13 protein-coding genes are annotated in these 16005 nt (G+C 31.6%); 5 read left to right on the plus strand and 8 right to left on the minus strand.

Annotated elements, in window-relative coordinates; all coding sequences use genetic code 11:
* Positions 1 to 35: 35 nt before the first annotated feature.
* The 3 genes from LCI24_RS04575 to trkA form a co-directional block, all read right to left on the minus strand.
* Entirely contained in the window at positions 36 to 626 is a 591-nt protein-coding gene (locus tag LCI24_RS04575; protein WP_274639379.1) for a phage tail protein, read from the minus strand.
* Positions 627 to 904: 278 nt separating this feature from the next.
* Positions 905 to 2404 carry a TrkH family potassium uptake protein gene (locus LCI24_RS04580; protein WP_274639380.1) on the minus strand — a complete coding sequence of 500 codons (1500 nt, stop codon included), beginning with the start codon at positions 2402 to 2404 and terminating at the stop codon, positions 905 to 907.
* Positions 2404 to 3750, minus strand: coding sequence for a Trk system potassium transporter TrkA (trkA, locus tag LCI24_RS04585; protein ID WP_274639381.1), 1347 nt, complete (start codon positions 3748 to 3750; stop codon positions 2404 to 2406). The genes LCI24_RS04580 and trkA overlap by 1 nt, the downstream gene beginning before the upstream one ends.
* Positions 3751 to 3916: 166 nt before the next feature.
* Between trkA and radC the strand changes: the two genes are divergently transcribed.
* Genes radC through LCI24_RS04605 form a run of 4 tightly spaced genes read left to right on the plus strand, consistent with a single transcriptional unit; the run spans position 3917 to position 7400 of the window.
* Positions 3917 to 4603, plus strand: a complete 687-nt coding sequence (gene radC / locus LCI24_RS04590) for a RadC family protein (protein ID WP_274639382.1) — start codon at positions 3917 to 3919, stop codon at positions 4601 to 4603.
* A 27-nt stretch (positions 4604 to 4630) separates the two neighbouring features.
* A complete protein-coding gene (locus LCI24_RS04595) occupies positions 4631 to 5938 on the plus strand; it encodes a polysaccharide deacetylase family protein (RefSeq protein ID WP_274639383.1) in 1308 nt (435 codons plus the stop codon).
* Positions 5931 to 6620: a YjjG family noncanonical pyrimidine nucleotidase gene (locus LCI24_RS04600; RefSeq protein WP_274639384.1), complete on the plus strand. Its 690-nt coding sequence runs from the start codon at positions 5931 to 5933 to the stop codon at positions 6618 to 6620. The genes LCI24_RS04595 and LCI24_RS04600 overlap by 8 nt, the downstream gene beginning before the upstream one ends.
* A 33-nt stretch (positions 6621 to 6653) precedes the next feature.
* Positions 6654 to 7400, plus strand: a complete 747-nt coding sequence (locus LCI24_RS04605) for a hypothetical protein (RefSeq protein ID WP_274639385.1) — start codon at positions 6654 to 6656, stop codon at positions 7398 to 7400.
* 35 nt (positions 7401 to 7435) lie between these two features.
* On the opposite strand, the gene LCI24_RS04610 is transcribed toward LCI24_RS04605, so the two are convergent.
* Entirely contained in the window at positions 7436 to 8707 is a 1272-nt protein-coding gene (locus LCI24_RS04610) for a replication-associated recombination protein A (RefSeq protein ID WP_274639386.1), read from the minus strand.
* 22 nt (positions 8708 to 8729) lie between these two features.
* Between LCI24_RS04610 and LCI24_RS04615 the strand changes: the two genes are divergently transcribed.
* Positions 8730 to 9488 (plus strand): rhomboid family intramembrane serine protease, encoded by a 759-nt coding sequence (locus tag LCI24_RS04615; protein ID WP_313812959.1) that lies wholly within the window; start codon positions 8730 to 8732, stop codon positions 9486 to 9488.
* A gap of 36 nt (positions 9489 to 9524) precedes the next feature.
* Here the strand turns inward: LCI24_RS04615 and rlmB are convergent, their stop codons facing one another.
* The 4 genes from rlmB to LCI24_RS04635 form a co-directional block, all read right to left on the minus strand.
* Positions 9525 to 10262, minus strand: a complete 738-nt coding sequence (gene rlmB / locus LCI24_RS04620) for a 23S rRNA (guanosine(2251)-2'-O)-methyltransferase RlmB (RefSeq protein WP_274639387.1) — start codon at positions 10260 to 10262, stop codon at positions 9525 to 9527.
* A 77-nt stretch (positions 10263 to 10339) separates the two neighbouring features.
* Complete coding sequence (locus tag LCI24_RS04625; protein ID WP_099215295.1) at positions 10340 to 11074, minus strand: hypothetical protein; 735 nt, start codon at positions 11072 to 11074, stop codon at positions 10340 to 10342.
* A gap of 68 nt (positions 11075 to 11142) precedes the next feature.
* Positions 11143 to 12612, minus strand: coding sequence for a RagB/SusD family nutrient uptake outer membrane protein (locus LCI24_RS04630; RefSeq protein WP_274639388.1), 1470 nt, complete (start codon positions 12610 to 12612; stop codon positions 11143 to 11145).
* Positions 12613 to 12628: 16 nt separating this feature from the next.
* Positions 12629 to 15835: a SusC/RagA family TonB-linked outer membrane protein gene (locus tag LCI24_RS04635; RefSeq protein ID WP_274639389.1), complete on the minus strand. Its 3207-nt coding sequence runs from the start codon at positions 15833 to 15835 to the stop codon at positions 12629 to 12631.
* Positions 15836 to 16005: the final 170 nt, after the last annotated feature.

Raw genomic sequence — 16005 nt, forward strand, 5'->3', positions numbered from 1 at the left:
GAGTTTTATTTTATAAGTGAACTGTAGTAAATAAGTTAATTTCTAGAAGGAAAAATACCTACCAAAGCAATAATATAATTAATAGCTAAATAAGGCTGTACATTAGTATGTGGTAGGTTTCCACCTGTGTTAAGTATATTTAAACCAGCGTTAGCACTAATAGTTTGCCCATTAACAGTATTGTTAGCTGGCCCATAAGCATTTACAGGTGTTGCACCAATACCAGATCCAAAACTTGCGCCAGCAGGGACATCTCCTGCTTGAGGAGTACTACGAATACCAGCATCAGCACTTAATTGAATATGTTGGTCAGCTGCTGTGTTATTTTGAGTTGCATGATTATGACTTGGCATTTGAGTAATGTTTAAGGTAACCGTTTCTACACCTCCTCTTTGCCCTAATCTATAATCACTTAAGCCAGGACCATTTCTAGGTCCTATTGGGGCTCTACCTCTTAAATCAGGTAAAGCAAAAGTTGTTCTTCCGTCACCTCCGTAAGTGGTGCCTAAAATTGAAAATAAAGCTGTGTTTTGAGATATTGCTAATAATTGACCATCACAAAACGCCCAACCTCTTGGAGCGAAATTTCCTCCGAACATAACAATTTCTCCGATAAATGGATCCATAAATAATAAAGTTTAGTAGTTAATGTTTAGAACAACAATTTAGTAAAAAAAACAATATGCTTCGTATAACTGTTTAATTATTTGTTGATTACAGTGTTGGTACAAGCTCGTGAAATTACTAAATGTTGAATATTTGTTTTCTAAAATCAAATTTAAAGACAAACAGAACTAAACTTTAATTCTATTGTTTAAGCGTGTTTGATTGATATGCGAACGTATATTTTTAAGGTATATACGTTTAAGGAGAAATGTTATTTATTTGTAGTGTGTTAGCTAAGTTAGTTTTTTCTCCAAAAAAATGGAGTCAATAAAATTAATACGGTAAATAGTTCTAAACGACCAATTAACATTAAAAAAGAACAAAACCATTTTGCGCCTGCTGATAAATGGTTAAAGTTATCTACAGGACTAACACTACCTATTGCAGGTCCAATGTTTCCTAATGAAGAAGCACATGCACCTAAAGCAGACTTTATATCTAAACCTAAAAGGGCTAGAACAACAGTACCAATTATGAAAATGAGCATGTAGAGTACAAAAAACGAAAGTATGTTAAATATAATGGTCTGGTTTACAGCTTTACCATCATAACGAACAGGTATTATTGCATTGGGGTGTAACGATTTTTTAAACTCTAAAAAACTATTTTTCAACATAATAATGTGACGAACAATTTTTACTCCTCCAGATGTAGATCCTGCAGATCCTCCTAAGAAAAATAAAGAGAAAAATATAGCTGTAACAAAAAAGCTCCACATAGTAAAGTCTGCTGTAACAAAACCAGTTGTGGTTACTACAGAAATAACAGAGAATAAAGAATGTCTTATAGCACTTTCTACTTCACCCCATACTTTAGGATGCTCTATACTGGTTTGTAGGTTTGAATCCTGAAAGAAGATAATCATTAAAGCTACTATGGTAGATATTCCAATAATTCCGAAGAAATAGTATTTAAATTCTTCACTTTGGATAACTTTTCTAACTTTTCCTTTTAAAGCAAAGTATGTAAGTACAAAGTTAGTTCCTGCGATGAACATGAAAAATATAATGATATATTGAATAAGTGGAGTTCCATTCCAATGAGCTACACTAGCATTTTTGGTAGAAAACCCACCTGTACTAACGGTTGCCATAGCGTGGTTTATAGCATCAAACCAAGTCATTCCAGCTACTTTTAGTAATAAAAACTCAATAGCAGTTAATAATACATAAATTAACCATAAACGTTTAGCTGTATCAGTAATTCTTGGATGTAGTTTATCAGCAGAAGGTCCTGGGGCTTCTGCCATAAAAAGTTGCATACCTCCAATACCTAATAAAGGTAAAATAGCTATGGTAAGTACAATAATTCCCATACCACCAATCCAGTGTGTACAGCTACGCCAAAATAAAATACCTTTTGGAATAGATTCAATATCTGTTAAAATAGATGACCCTGTTGTTGAGTACCCTGAAATTGTTTCAAAAAAAGCATTGGTAACACTTGGAATACTTTCTGTAAGTAAATATGGAAGCATTCCTGTAAATGATAGAGTAAGCCATCCTAAAGTAACAATAAGGTATCCTTCTTTTTTATGGATGTTTTTATTATCAGGTTTATTAAAAAAAAATAGCAAAGATCCAATTGCAATGGTAATAATACCAGCATTTAATATTCCTAACTTTGCTGACTCATCATAATAAAAACTTAAGGGTAGAGCAAGCCACATAAATAATCCGTTCAGGATGGCAGTAACTCCTAAAAAACGATAAACTAATTTAAGGTTAAGGCTTTCCATTACTTGAATAGGTCTTCTACAATATTTATGGCTTCAGGTAAACAAAAAACAATGGCTTTATCACCACTTTGCATTTGAAAATCACCAAAAGACATTAAGGCTTCTCCGTTTCTAATTACACCACCAATAATAGCTTCTCTAGGAAAACGTAATTCTCTAATTATTTTTTGAGTTACTTTAGCTCCAGGATGTACTTCAAATTCAAAAACTTCAGCATCAACATTATGTAGGTTGGCTAAAGCTACTATTTCACCTTTTCTAATATGACGGAAAATATTACTTGCAGCAATTAACTTTTTATTAATTAAAGTGTCAATACCAATAGTCTGAGAAATATTAATATAATCCATATTCTCCACTAAAGCTACTGTTTTTTTTACACCTTTAGATTTTGCTACTAAACAAGACATGATATTAGTTTCAGAGTCTCCAGTAACTGCCACAAAAGCATCCATTTCTCTAATACTTTCTTCCTCTAATAATTCTAAATCTCTACCATCACCATAAATGACTAATGTATTACGTAGGTCTTCAGCAAGTTGTAAAGCTTTATCTTTATCTTTTTCTATTAGCTTTACTTTAAAATTATCTTTACAAAGTTTTCTCGCTGTTTTTCTTCCAACACGGCTTCCTCCTAAAATCATCACATTTGTAATGTCGATATATTCTTTTCCGATAATAGGATATAGTTTATCAATACTATATTTAGGAACAGAGAAATATACTTGATCATTTATTTTATACTCAGTATCTCCACGAGGAATAATTGTTTGAGAAGTTCCTTCACGTTTTATAGCAATGGTTATAAAGTCTACTAAACAAAATTTTTCTTTAGTTTCCTTAACTGTTAGATCAAGAATAGGAGATTTATACCCAAGAGTTGTTCCCATTATGTTAAAAACTCCATTTTCAAAGGCAACTGTATCGTTAAAAGAAGATTGGTTAAGTAGTGATTTAATTTCTTCAGCAGCTAACTCTTCTGGAGAAATCATAAAATCTACACCATAATCTTTAAAATTAATACAAGGATTGTTTAAAAATTCAGGGTTACTAATTCTAGCAATTGTTTTTTTTACACCTAATGCTTTACCTATTACAGAAATAGTAAAGTTTGTATTAGGACTTTCAGTTACTGCTAATAATAAATCGGCAGAGCTTACACCTATTTCTTTCAATAGTTTTATAGAGGTAGCGTCTCCTTTTTTGGTGATAACATCTAAATGATTGTTTAGATATTCTAATTTTTCACCATCAAAATCGACTACATATGTGTCTTGTGCTTCGTAAGAAAGGAGTTTAGCCAAATGAAAACCAACGTCTCCAGCCCCGGCTATAATAATCTTCATATTAAAAATTAAAAAAGATAGAGTGCAAAGATACTGTGCTTCTTTTGGTTGTGCAAAAAATGAATTATATTTATAAATCTATAAGAAAAAGTAATTAAAGACTCATAGTTAAAAGACTAAATTTATATATGAATAGTTTTATAAGACTGTGAAAAAGAAAATAAATATGAATAAGATTTCTATTAAATCGTGGGCATTAGATGATAGGCCAAGAGAAAAACTAATGTCTAAAGGAAAAACAGTATTATCAGACGCTGAGCTAGTCGCTATTTTAATAGGTTCAGGTAACAGGGATGAAAGTGCAGTTGCTTTAGCTAAAAGGATATTACTATCAGTAAATAATGATCTAAATGTATTAGCAAAGTTATCGGTAGAGGAATTGATGAAGTTTAAGGGAATAGGGGAGGCGAAAGCAATATCGGTAGTAACAGCCTTAGAATTTGGGAAAAGAAGGCAATTTGAAGAAAGAGCTACCGTGCCAAAAATCAAGAGTTCTAAAGATGTAGCAAAGATTATGCAACCCCTTATAGGAGATTTGCAGTATGAAGAATTTTGGGTATTGTACCTCAATAATTCAAATAAAGTATTAGCAAAACATCAGTTAAGTAAAGGTGGTTTTACAGCTACATTGGTAGATGTTAGGTTGCTTTATAAAAGAGCTTTAGAGCTTTCTGCAATTGGAATAATTGTTTGTCACAATCATCCTTCAGAAAAATTATCACCAAGTAAATCAGATGTTGATATAACAGAGAAGATAAAACAAGCAGGTGTTACTTTAGATATTAAATTATTAGATCACTTAATAGTTACTGAAAAAGCTTATTTTAGCTTTGCAGATGAAGGAATTTTATAATCGTTTTACGATTACTAGTTAATGTTTATGATACTTATTTACACTCACAAAGTTACTCCAAGAGTACGTTATATTTTTAAACATATTTTTACTCGTATTTTACAAGTTAAAATTGATTTTACAGGTAAGGTAGAAGAGTTTGTAGCTTATAATGGACCTAAGTTTTCATATACAAATGTTCCTTTAGGAAAGGAGTTTTTTGTTCAGAGTAATGAGTTGCTGTTCCAGCAAGGAATTAAAGATGTAGAGATAGTAATTCAAAATTGGGATGAAGTTCCTTGTTTCTTTCCAGCTGTTGAAGCTTCTGAAATTCCGTTTGATATTTTTGCTGCTAGCTTCTTCTTAGTTTCAAGGTATGAAGAATATTTACCACATATAAAAGATAAACATGGACGTTTTACGGCAAGTGAAAGTATAGCTTATCAAAATGGGTTTTTAGAGAAACCCTTAGTTGATATTTGGGGCTATAAATTTTTGGAGACTTTGAAACAAAAATTCCCTGATTTTGAACATACAACAAGGAAATTTGAATATATATCTACAATTGATGTTGATAATGCTTATGCATATAAGCATAAAAGTTTTATAAGAACCATTGGAGGTTTCCTAAAGGATGCTTCTCAGTTCAAGGTTTTTACTATTTGGGATCGATTTGCTGTACTTTTTAATATTAAAAAAGATCCTTTTGATACATTTGAAAAAGCTATTGAATTAAAGAAAACCTATAATGTAAGAACCATATTTTTCTTTTTAATAGGTGATTATACTACATTTGATACCAATGTGTCAGCTTCAAAAAGAAAATTCAAATTATTAATAAAGGATATGGTTGATTATGCTCGTGTTGGGTTACACCCGTCATATTACACGATGAATGATGCTATAATGTTAAAAAAAGAAAAAGAGCGTTTAGAGGCAATAACGAATATGCCAATTAAACGATCAAGACAACATTATTTACGAGTGTCTTTACCTGAAACCTATCAACAGTTAATAGATTTAGAAATAGAGGAGGATTACTCTATGGGGTATGCAACGCATGTGGGATTCCGTGCAAGTACTTGTACACCTTTTTACTTTTACGATTTAGACTTTGAAATTCAAACACCCTTAAAAATATTCCCGTTTGCTTTGATGGATACAACGTTAAACGATTATATGAAGTTGACGCCAAAGCAATCTTTAGGGAAAATTAGAGATTTAAAAAATGAAGTAAAGGCAGTAAATGGTACTTTAATAACGGTGTTTCATAATGAAAGTTTGAGTAACTATTTAAGATGGAGAGGATGGAATAGACTATATAATTCAATGCTTAAAATAGTAGGAAATGTTTAGGGAAGAAATGGAAATAAAGCATTTGTTTTTTGATTTAGATCACACGTTATGGGATTTTGATAGAAATTCTAAACTAACTTTTCAACAGATTTTTGAAGAACAAAAAATTAATATTTCAATACATGATTTTTTGAAAGTGTATATTCCTGTGAATCTAAAATACTGGAAACTGTATAGGGAAGATAGAGTAGAAAAATCAGCACTAAGATATCATAGGTTAAAAGAAACATTTGATAGCTTAGAGTATACAGTTTCTGATAAATTAATTAATCTAATATCAGAAGACTACATTCGTTATTTACCTAACTTCAACTATCTGTTTGATGATGCTATAGAGGTTTTACAATATTTAGAGAAAAAGTATCATTTGCATATAATTACAAACGGTTTTAAAGAAGTACAAAATTTGAAATTAGAAAAATCAGGAATTCATACATTTTTTAGAGAAATAATAACTTCAGAATGTGTTGGAGTTAAAAAACCAAACCCAAAAGTTTTTGAATTTGCATTAGGTAAAGCAGGAGCAAAGGCACATCAATCGGTTATGATTGGAGATAGTTATGAGGCAGATATAATAGGGGCGATAAACTCAGGTATGAGAGCTATTCATTTTTCACAAGAAAATAAAGGTACCGAAGGACAACGAGTAAGTACCTTGGTAGAGTTAAAAAAATATTTATAGGTTTAAAGCTAAACTTATATAAAAACAATAAAAATGAAAAAAATACTTTTAATAGCGTTATTTATAACAACAGCAAGCTTTGCACAAAAGTCAATCAATAATTATAAATACGTAATAGTACCTAGCAAGTTTGATTTTGTAAAAGGAAAAGATAAATATCAAACAAGTTCATTGACTAAATTCTTATTTAACAAGTACGGATTTACCGCTTTTTTAGAGGATGAAAAATTACCAGAAGAGACTGTAAACAATAGATGTTTAGTTTTGACAGGGTTAGTTACAGATGATTCGAGTATGTTTACAACAAAAAGTATTGTAGAATTAAGAGATTGTTATAACAAAGTGGTGTTTACTTCAAAAGAAGGAAGAAGTAAAGAAAAAGATTATAAAAAGGCTTATCATGAAGCTATTCGCAATGCTTTTAAATCAATACAAGTATTAAAGTATAAATATGTTCCGTTACAAGAAGATGTTGTAACTAAAGGTAAAGAAGTACCAGCGGTAACTGTCGTGCCAACTGTAGTTGAAAGCAAAGTACCTGAGGTTGTTGAGAAATCAGGAAATACTAAAGAACGATTATTTGCACAGCCTGTAGCTAATGGATTTCAATTAGTAAACATGAAACCAGAGGTTGTTTTTCAAGTATTAAAAACGAATGTAAAGGATGTTTTTGTAATTAAAGAAAAAAACGGAATTTTATACAAAAACGGAAATTCTTGGTTTGCTGAATATTATAATAAAGGTGATAAAATTGAAAAACAATATCAGATAAAATTTTAAAAGTATAAAAAGAGAGTTTGTAAAACTCTCTTTTTTTAATAATTATACTTGTCTTTCCAACGTTGTTTTAACAATTCTCTAAATTGATTTTCCCGAGCGTTATTTCCTGGTTCGTACAATTTAGTGTTTTTTATTTCATCAGGTAAAAATTCTTGATTTACAAAATTTCCCGCATAGTTGTGCGAGTACTGATATTCCTTTCCGTAGTCTAAATCTTTCATTAGTTTAGTAGGAGCATTTCTTAAGTGAAGAGGAACAGATAAATCTCCAGTTGTTTTAACTAGATTTTGCGCTTCACCAATTGCCATGTATGAAGCATTACTTTTAGCTGAATTAGCTAAATACACAGCACATTGACTTAAAATAATCCTTGATTCGGGATAACCAATAACTGAAACAGCTTGAAACGTATTATTGGCTAGAATCAAAGCCGTAGGGTTTGCATTACCAATATCTTCAGAAGCAGCAATTAACATTCTTCTAGCAATAAATTTCACATCTTCACCTCCTTCAATCATTCGTGCTAACCAGTATACAGCAGCGTTAGGATCACTACCTCTTATAGATTTTATAAAGGCAGAAATAATGTCGTAATGTTGCTCGCCAGTCTTATCATAACGAACAGTGTTTTTTTGAATTTTAGATAACACTAATTCATTAGTAACCTCAATTTCATCATCAGCAGCGACCAATAACTCAAAAATATTCAGAAGTTTTCTGGCATCACCACCAGAAACTTGAAGTAGTGCATCGGTTTCTTTTAAATTGATTTTCTTTTGAGAAATAATTTCATCTTTTTCCATCGCTCTATGTAAAAGAGCAATTAAGTCATTTTTATCAAAAGAATTTAAAATATACACTTGGCATCGAGAGAGTAGGGCAGGTATAACTTCAAAACTTGGATTTTCTGTTGTTGCACCAACTAAAGTTACCCAACCTTTCTCAACAGCACCTAATAAAGAATCTTGTTGTGATTTACTAAATCGGTGAATTTCATCAATAAATAAAATTGGATTTTTCTGAGTGAATAGTCCTCCACTTTTTTTAGCTTTCTCAATAACTTCACGAACATCTTTTACCCCTGAACTAATAGCGCTTAGAGTATAAAAAGGACGTCCAGATTCATTTGCAATAATATTTGCTAAAGTAGTTTTACCAATTCCTGGAGGTCCCCATAAAATTAAAGAGGGTATAATTCCTTGTTTAATATGATTAGTTAAAATACCATTTTCACCCACCAAATGTTGTTGACTAATATAGTCACCTAAACTTTGTGGACGAATTCTTTCTGCCAAAGGTTGATTCATAATGTAAAAATAGCAAAGATTTATGACAGAAGTTCATAAATACTACTTTGGATTTATTTTTGTTATTTTCAGCATTATGAAAACTGAACAACAACTAAAATTTTCTCCGACAATCTTTACAATTCCACTTCTATTTGTATTTACCATATGGTTTGTATACTGGTTAGAAATAAAATTTGGATGGAATTTTAACAAGTTTGGAGTGTTTCCAAGAAATTTTGGTGGCTTAAAAGGCGTTTTCTGCTCTCCTTTTATTCATAGTGATACTAATCATCTTTTTAATAACTCTGTTCCGTTATTTGTGCTTTCAGCATGTCTTTTTTATTTTTATAGAAAAGTAGCAGTAAAAGTTTTGGTGTATGGAGGAGTTATAACTGGATTATTAACATGGATAATTGCAAGAGAGTCGTACCATATTGGAGCTAGCGGAATTGTGTATTTACTTTTTAGTTTTGTGCTTTTTAGTGGGATAATAAAAAAGAATTATAGATTAGTAGCTGTCTCATTTATTACTATTTTTTTATATGGAAGCATGGTTTGGTATGTGTTACCTATTAAAGAAGGTATGTCTTGGGAGGGTCATTTATCAGGATTAATCACAGGAGTAGTATTAGCTTTGTTATATAGAAATAAAGGAATAGTTAAGGAAAGATTTGAATTCACCAAAACAGAATTTGATGATATGTTTGATGATGATGGTAACTATGTCCCGCCAATTATTGAAGAAGAAGTAGAATTGAAGGAAATAAATTACCGTTACATCTATAAAGAAGAGGAATAAAAAAATCCTGCACTAAGCAGGATAGGATTTAAAATATTATAAACGTTGTCTTACGGATTCGTATAAAAATGCGCCACATGCAACCGATACATTAAGAGATTCTATTTCTCCTAGTAATGGCAATTTAGCTTTATAGTCAACCATTTTTAAAACAGAGTTACTTACTCCTTTGTGTTCTGACCCCATAACAATTGCAATAGGTTGATTAAAATCAACATCAAAAACTGAATCTTCAGTTTTTTCAGTAGCAGCAGCTAATTTAATGTCAGCAGCTTTTAGTTGAAAAATAGCATCTTTTATATGATCTACTTTACAAATAGGTACTTTAAAAGCAGCCCCAGCTGAAGTTTTGATAGTTTCAGCATTTACAGGAGCACTACCACTCTTTTGAATAATAATCCCATTAACACCAGTACATTCTGCAGTTCTAATAATAGCTCCAAAGTTTCTTACATCTGAAACTTGATCTAATAATAAGAATAGGGGAGTCTTGTCTGATTCTAATGTCTCTTCTATTAAGTTTTCTAAATCGTAAAAGTCAATAGGAGAAATCTTAGCAGCAGCACCTTGATGGTTGTTGTGTTTAGATAAACGATCTAATTTCTCTGTAGGAACTACACTGGTTGAAATTTTATTTTTTTTCAAGAGCTTATCTAATTGAAAAAATAAGTCTCCTCTCAAGCCTTTCTGAAGGTATACTTTATTAATAGAAGCTCCACTTTCTATAGCTTCAATAATGGCTCTAATACCAAATATGTTTGTGTTTTGTTCCATGCTGCAAATGTAGTTGATTTTATGGTATAAAAAAACCACCTCATTTCGAGGTGGTTTTTAAGTTGAGGAAAATAATTTTAGTTAGGAACAGTAAACGCTGTAGATTCACCTTCTCCATAATCGCCATCACTTTCTTTTATAGTATTTCCATTATAAGTTAATGAATAAGCACCTGCACCATCACCATAACCATCAAGCATAGAGAAAGTATAATCACCATCTTGTAAACAAAGTGATTGGGTATAATTACCTTCCATACCATCATAAGCTCCAAATGCAGATGGAGTTACGCTTTCGTATAAAATAGTACCATTAGAATCTTTCAAGTTCCAATAAACTTCTTCAGGATAGTCATCAAATTCAATATTTAATATAACTTCATTAAGAGAACATACTTGATATACATTAATCTCCATCGTTTCACCAACATACGTACCTTCAGTAGCATCTAATCTAACAAAGATTTTTTCACCAGTAGGACTAATGTTTAAATCTTTGATTGTAACATTCATACTACCAGATTTTTCTCCAGAAGGAATAGTAATTGAATTTGGAATAGAGTAAGAGTTTGGATCAGCTGTTGACGATTCAAGAACAGTAATATTAAAAGTTCTATCAGAACTAGAACTTTTAGTTGAGTGTATGTTTATAGACTTAGTTGTTTCTGAGTCTATCTCAACTCCAAAACTATACTTGGCATTTATAGCTTCAAAACCAACGTAGTTGATATTAATAGGTTCATTGCTGTCTTCACAATTTGTAAAAGATAATGCAATAAATAAAACGGTTAAATATTTTAAAATTTTTTTCATAATTAGCTGAGTAATTTATAGTAAACTATTCTCTCGATAAGAAGAGAGAATAGTTTAGTTTTATTTTATTAATCAATGAAAGGGTTATTTTGAACTTCAGCACGAGGAATAGGATACGTTAACCTTTCATCAGTATGAGGGATAGATAATCCTGAAAGAAAAACATGATTATTACCTCTAGTCATCATTTGCTTATTTCTTTTCATAGATAAGTAACTCTTACCTTCTCCCCATAATTCAATTCTTGTTTGTAAGATAATTTCGTCTACTAAAGCTTGACCAGAAAGACCATCTACATAAGCGTAGTCAGCAGGGTTAGAAAATCTTCTTGAAAGAACTTCTTTTAAAGATGTTCTAGCATCCGCTACCATACCTTCTTTTGCAGCCATTTCAGCTGATAATAAATACATTTCAGCAACTCTCATGAATACGTAATCGTCTTCAATGTTTCTTTGACCTCCAATTACTCTGTTTGCGTTATAAAACTTATTTCTTGGTTGCCAATTATTAGCTGGATCAAATTGTGTTTTTCTAATATCATTATCGTCTATTTCTGCATATAAAAGATCATCAATACCTTTATTATCACCAGCCCACTGGTAGCTGTATGTAAACACATCCATTTGCCCCCACCATGAAACTAAGTCTAAACCGTTGGCTAAAGTAATATCAAATCCCCAAATCCAACCAGGTGTATTTATATTATTGAAACCACCAGTAACTTCACTCGCACTCATTAATGGATAACCAGCTGCAATTACTTGATCTGCTAATTTTTTTGCTTCTAAATTTGAAGCACTATCGCCTTTAGCAGCATATGCATAGGCAAGTAACCCTCTAGCAACATCTTGATTTATAATAGCTTTACCTTTTCTTGAAAAGCCATCTAAAAGAGTAATAGCTTGTGTAAGATCATCAATGATTAAATCAAAAACCTCACTCATAGGAGCTTGAGGTTGCACAGCAGCTACTTCTTTATATAAAGGAAGTACAGCCTCTGCTCCATCGTACTCTCGTTGATATAATTGAGATAAATAAAAATACGCGTAAGCCCTTAAAGCCTTTGCTTGCCCTAAAGAATACTTTGCGCTCTCAGACTCAGGCGTAACATCATTACCTCCAAGAGACTGAATAATTAAGTTACTTGATTTTATAACTCTATAGTAATATCTCCAAGGTATGTAATTATCTAAGTTAGAAGGATCTAAAGTTGATTGTAAATTTGCAAAATCACCATATCTATTATAGTTATTAGCTGTTAATGCTAAGTCACCTGATAAGAAATCGGTGTAAATATCATAACCTTTTTGACCAAAGTCACTGTGGTCTTCGGTTCCTCCTGTAAAGGCATTTATCATCATAGAGTAAACTCCGTTAAGAGTTGACTCTAAAATAACAGGATTAAGCGCTCCAGATTTACCTGTATCATCAACATTAATAAATTCCGTAGGAGTTTTATCTAGTAGCTCATCACTACAACTAAACAATGTTGTAATTACAGTAAGAGCAAATACTGTTTTTATTAAATTATGTTTCATTTTATAATTTTTTAAATTAAATTTTAACACGTATACCTAATGTAAATGTAGACAATGGGGTATATCTGTATCTAGCAGAAGAACCTATTAAAGAAGCAGATGGATTAAATCCTTTTCTAGCACTTAATAAGAAAAGGTTGTCACCAGCAAACCATATATTAACAGCAGATAATCCTGTGTTTTCTAAATATGTAGTAGGTAAATTATAACCAATCCTTACATTATTTAATGCTAAATAATCAGATTTTGTTAAAAAACGAGTTGATCGACTAACAACTCTAATGTTTTGATTACTATATAATCTAGGGACATTTGTTATGTCACCTGGCTTTTGCCATCTATTTCTTACATCTATATGATAGTTGTTTCCACCAGCTTGGTCGTTACCCATCACACTAGCATAGTTACCATCATAACCATAACCCCCTAAGCTATATGCAAATTGAGAACTAATATCAAAATCATGTATTTTTGCAGATAGTCTAAATGCTCCTCTAACTGTAGGAATAGCTGATTTACCAACAAACTTATTAGATGCTTCAGTATAATCACTAGTAACAGCTTGTTTTATATCAGCTTCTGGGTTTCTTACTTTATATTCATAAAGTTCTAAAATTTCTTCACCAGAATCAAAAAGACCGTTGTTGTTTGTGTCTACATAATTAGTTTCCCATAAAGGATTACCATTAGCAGGATCTACACCAGCCCAAACAGGCATGTAATAATCAAATCTACTTCTGCCTTCAGCTCTACCAAAACCACCATCAATATCAATTATTTTGTTTCTTCCTTCAGGTTCATCATAAGGCATTTCAGTTATTTCGTTTTGTAACATTTCACCGTTAACAGATAAATCTAACTTGAAGTTTTCCTTATTAATAATATGTCCAGTTAAATCAAATTCAAAACCTCTATTCACGATTGAACCATCATTTGTAGTTAGTATGGCATCACCAGATGAAATAGGAATACGTACATCAAAAAGTAAATCATCAGTATTTTTTATATAGTAGTCAAATGAACCATCAATAACATTGTTGAATAATCTAAATTCTGTACCTGCTTGGAACATTTCACTTGATTCCCAAGTTAATTCCGAGTTCTCTATAGCTCTTAGAATTAAAGAAATATCACCATCTAAATTATCAATATCATAACCATTTTGACCTGAATAGAATCCAGCACCAGCTTGATCTCCCATTATACCGTAACTAGCTTTAAGTTTTAAATAATTAATAAAGCTTGCGTTACTCATGAAATTTTCTTTACTCATGATCCAAGAACCTCCCGCAGACCAGAAAGTAGCCCATTTATTTTTAGCAAAACGAGAAGACCCATCTCTTCTTATTGTTCCTGAAAGGAAGTATTTATCATCGTAGCTATAATTAGCTTGAGCAAAGTAGCTTTCTAAACCTGTTTCTTCTTTATAACCTTCAGGGTTTGAACCTACATTTACATAGTTAGTTGGATTGTCTAACCCATTAAATAAGTTTACAACTGTGTTTTTACTTATATATGTACGATCTCTTTCCCATTCATTACTCTCATGTGCTAGCAAAGCGGTTATATTGTGTCTACCAAAGCTTTTATTGAAGTTAAACATCTTCAAAAAGTTTTGAGATAAAGCTTGTCTTTGTTCCTTAAATAAGCTACCAGCTTGTCCTGCAGCAGATCCATAGAAAGGATTGTTGATGCTATTATCAACTAAGCTATAATAATTTGCTCCATACTTTGCTGTGAAAGATAAATAGTCTGTAAAGTTTACTTTAAATGAGAAATTACCGTTTATTGAATGACGCTTATTTTGGTTTAAATCTAAATTTGCATCAGCAATAGCGTTTGTTAATCCTCCAAAACCTCTATTTGTACCATAATCATATTGATTTCCTCCAAAGACTGGATCTTCAACTATATTACCATTGCCATCACGTAAGAATAAAGGGTAAATAGAAGGGATATTATCTGTAAACCAGAAAATAGACCCAGAATCTTCAGATTGCCCATTGGCAGTTTGTATACCATAAGAATAATCGATATTTGCATTAGCTTCTAACCAATCAGTTGGGTTATGTGTTAAATTTAACCTTGTTGAATAACGCTTGAAGTCTGAGTTTACTAAATATCCTTTATCGTTTAAGTAACCAAAAGATGAAAAGTATGTAGTCTTATCATTACCTCCACTCATACTTAAATTAGCTTCAGTTCTTATAGAAGATTGAAATCCATAATCAGACCAGTCTTCAGGAGTGTATTTTCTAGTTACGCCAGGTCTAACTTTACCAGTAGTAGGGTCTATAAGTTCACTAACATTTGCAATATTCCACATATTGTAATCAGGGCTAATTCCTGCACCTGAAAATAAACTAGCATTAGCATATGCTACTGGGTCAGCATTACCTAAAAATTCACCTGTGTTTTTTAATGACTCCCAAGAAAGCTCTATGTACTCATCTTGAGATTTTACTACTTCATAAGCAGGTAGAAGTCTCATGTTAACTCCTGTTTTAACATCTACAGAAATATTTGAAACCCCATTTCTACCTTTTTTAGTTGTTATTACAATAACACCATTAGCACCTCTTGACCCATATATAGAAGTTGCTGTTGCATCTTTTAAAATAGTTGTAGATTCAATATCTGCAGGGTTTATATTACTAATGCTATTTGTATAAGGCACACCATCTACTACATATAAAGGGTCACTATTACCGTTAATAGTACCAAAACCTCTAATTCTTATTGTAGCAGTAGAACCAGGTTGACCTGAACCATTAACAACGGTTACACCTGCAACCTCACCAGCTAAAGCTTGTGATACATTTGATACAGACTTTGCCTCTAGGTTTTCACTCTTAATTACTGTCGCTGTACCTGTATAGGCCTGTTTAGTTGAGGTACCATACCCTGTAACAACAACTTCTTCTAATAAATTATCAGTCTCCATAATTAAGCTGATAGTATTACTAGCTCCAACAGTTCTCTCAGCTGTTTTCATACCTACAAAACTAAAAATTAAAACATCCCCAGTTTTAACTTCGATAGAATAGTTTCCGTCAAAGTCAGTTTCTGTACCTTGAGTGGTCCCCTTTTTTAAAATAGTAACTCCCGGTAGTGGACCAGTTTGATCTGAAACAGTACCTGAAATTGTTTTTTCCTGCGCAAAGGATATTTGCACAATTAACGCTAGAAACAGCGTTAAAATTCCATTAAACTTTGTTCTCATTATGTAATTATTTGAATTAATTAAGCGCTAAAATCATAAATATATCTTAAATAAACAATTTTTTAACATAAAAAAACTAAAGGTGTTTTATCATTCAAGATAAAAGTTTAAAGAAATAAATTTTGTTTACTTTTTTTTTATGAAAATTTACAATCTAGTAGGTAGATAAA

This window comes from Tenacibaculum larymnensis (genome assembly GCF_028829235.1).
GTDB lineage: Bacteria > Bacteroidota > Bacteroidia > Flavobacteriales > Flavobacteriaceae > Polaribacter > Polaribacter larymnensis.

Bases quoted from the DNA above. Each gene is read 5' to 3' on its own strand.
- LCI24_RS04575 (WP_274639379.1), bottom strand. From the start codon at position 626: ATGGATCCATTTATCGGAGAAATTGTTATGTTCGGAGGAAATTTCGCT.
- LCI24_RS04580 (WP_274639380.1), bottom strand. From the start codon at position 2,404: ATGGAAAGCCTTAACCTTAAATTAGTTTATCGTTTTTTAGGAGTTACT.
- trkA (WP_274639381.1), bottom strand. From the start codon at position 3,750: ATGAAGATTATTATAGCCGGGGCTGGAGACGTTGGTTTTCATTTGGCT.
- radC (WP_274639382.1), top strand. From the start codon at position 3,917: ATGAATAAGATTTCTATTAAATCGTGGGCATTAGATGATAGGCCAAGA.
- LCI24_RS04595 (WP_274639383.1), top strand. From the start codon at position 4,631: ATGATACTTATTTACACTCACAAAGTTACTCCAAGAGTACGTTATATT.
- LCI24_RS04600 (WP_274639384.1), top strand. From the start codon at position 5,931: ATGTTTAGGGAAGAAATGGAAATAAAGCATTTGTTTTTTGATTTAGAT.
- LCI24_RS04605 (WP_274639385.1), top strand. From the start codon at position 6,654: ATGAAAAAAATACTTTTAATAGCGTTATTTATAACAACAGCAAGCTTT.
- LCI24_RS04610 (WP_274639386.1), bottom strand. From the start codon at position 8,707: ATGAATCAACCTTTGGCAGAAAGAATTCGTCCACAAAGTTTAGGTGAC.
- LCI24_RS04615 (WP_313812959.1), top strand. From the start codon at position 8,730: ATGACAGAAGTTCATAAATACTACTTTGGATTTATTTTTGTTATTTTC.
- rlmB (WP_274639387.1), bottom strand. From the start codon at position 10,262: ATGGAACAAAACACAAACATATTTGGTATTAGAGCCATTATTGAAGCT.
- LCI24_RS04625 (WP_099215295.1), bottom strand. From the start codon at position 11,074: ATGAAAAAAATTTTAAAATATTTAACCGTTTTATTTATTGCATTATCT.
- LCI24_RS04630 (WP_274639388.1), bottom strand. From the start codon at position 12,612: ATGAAACATAATTTAATAAAAACAGTATTTGCTCTTACTGTAATTACA.
- LCI24_RS04635 (WP_274639389.1), bottom strand. From the start codon at position 15,835: ATGAGAACAAAGTTTAATGGAATTTTAACGCTGTTTCTAGCGTTAATT.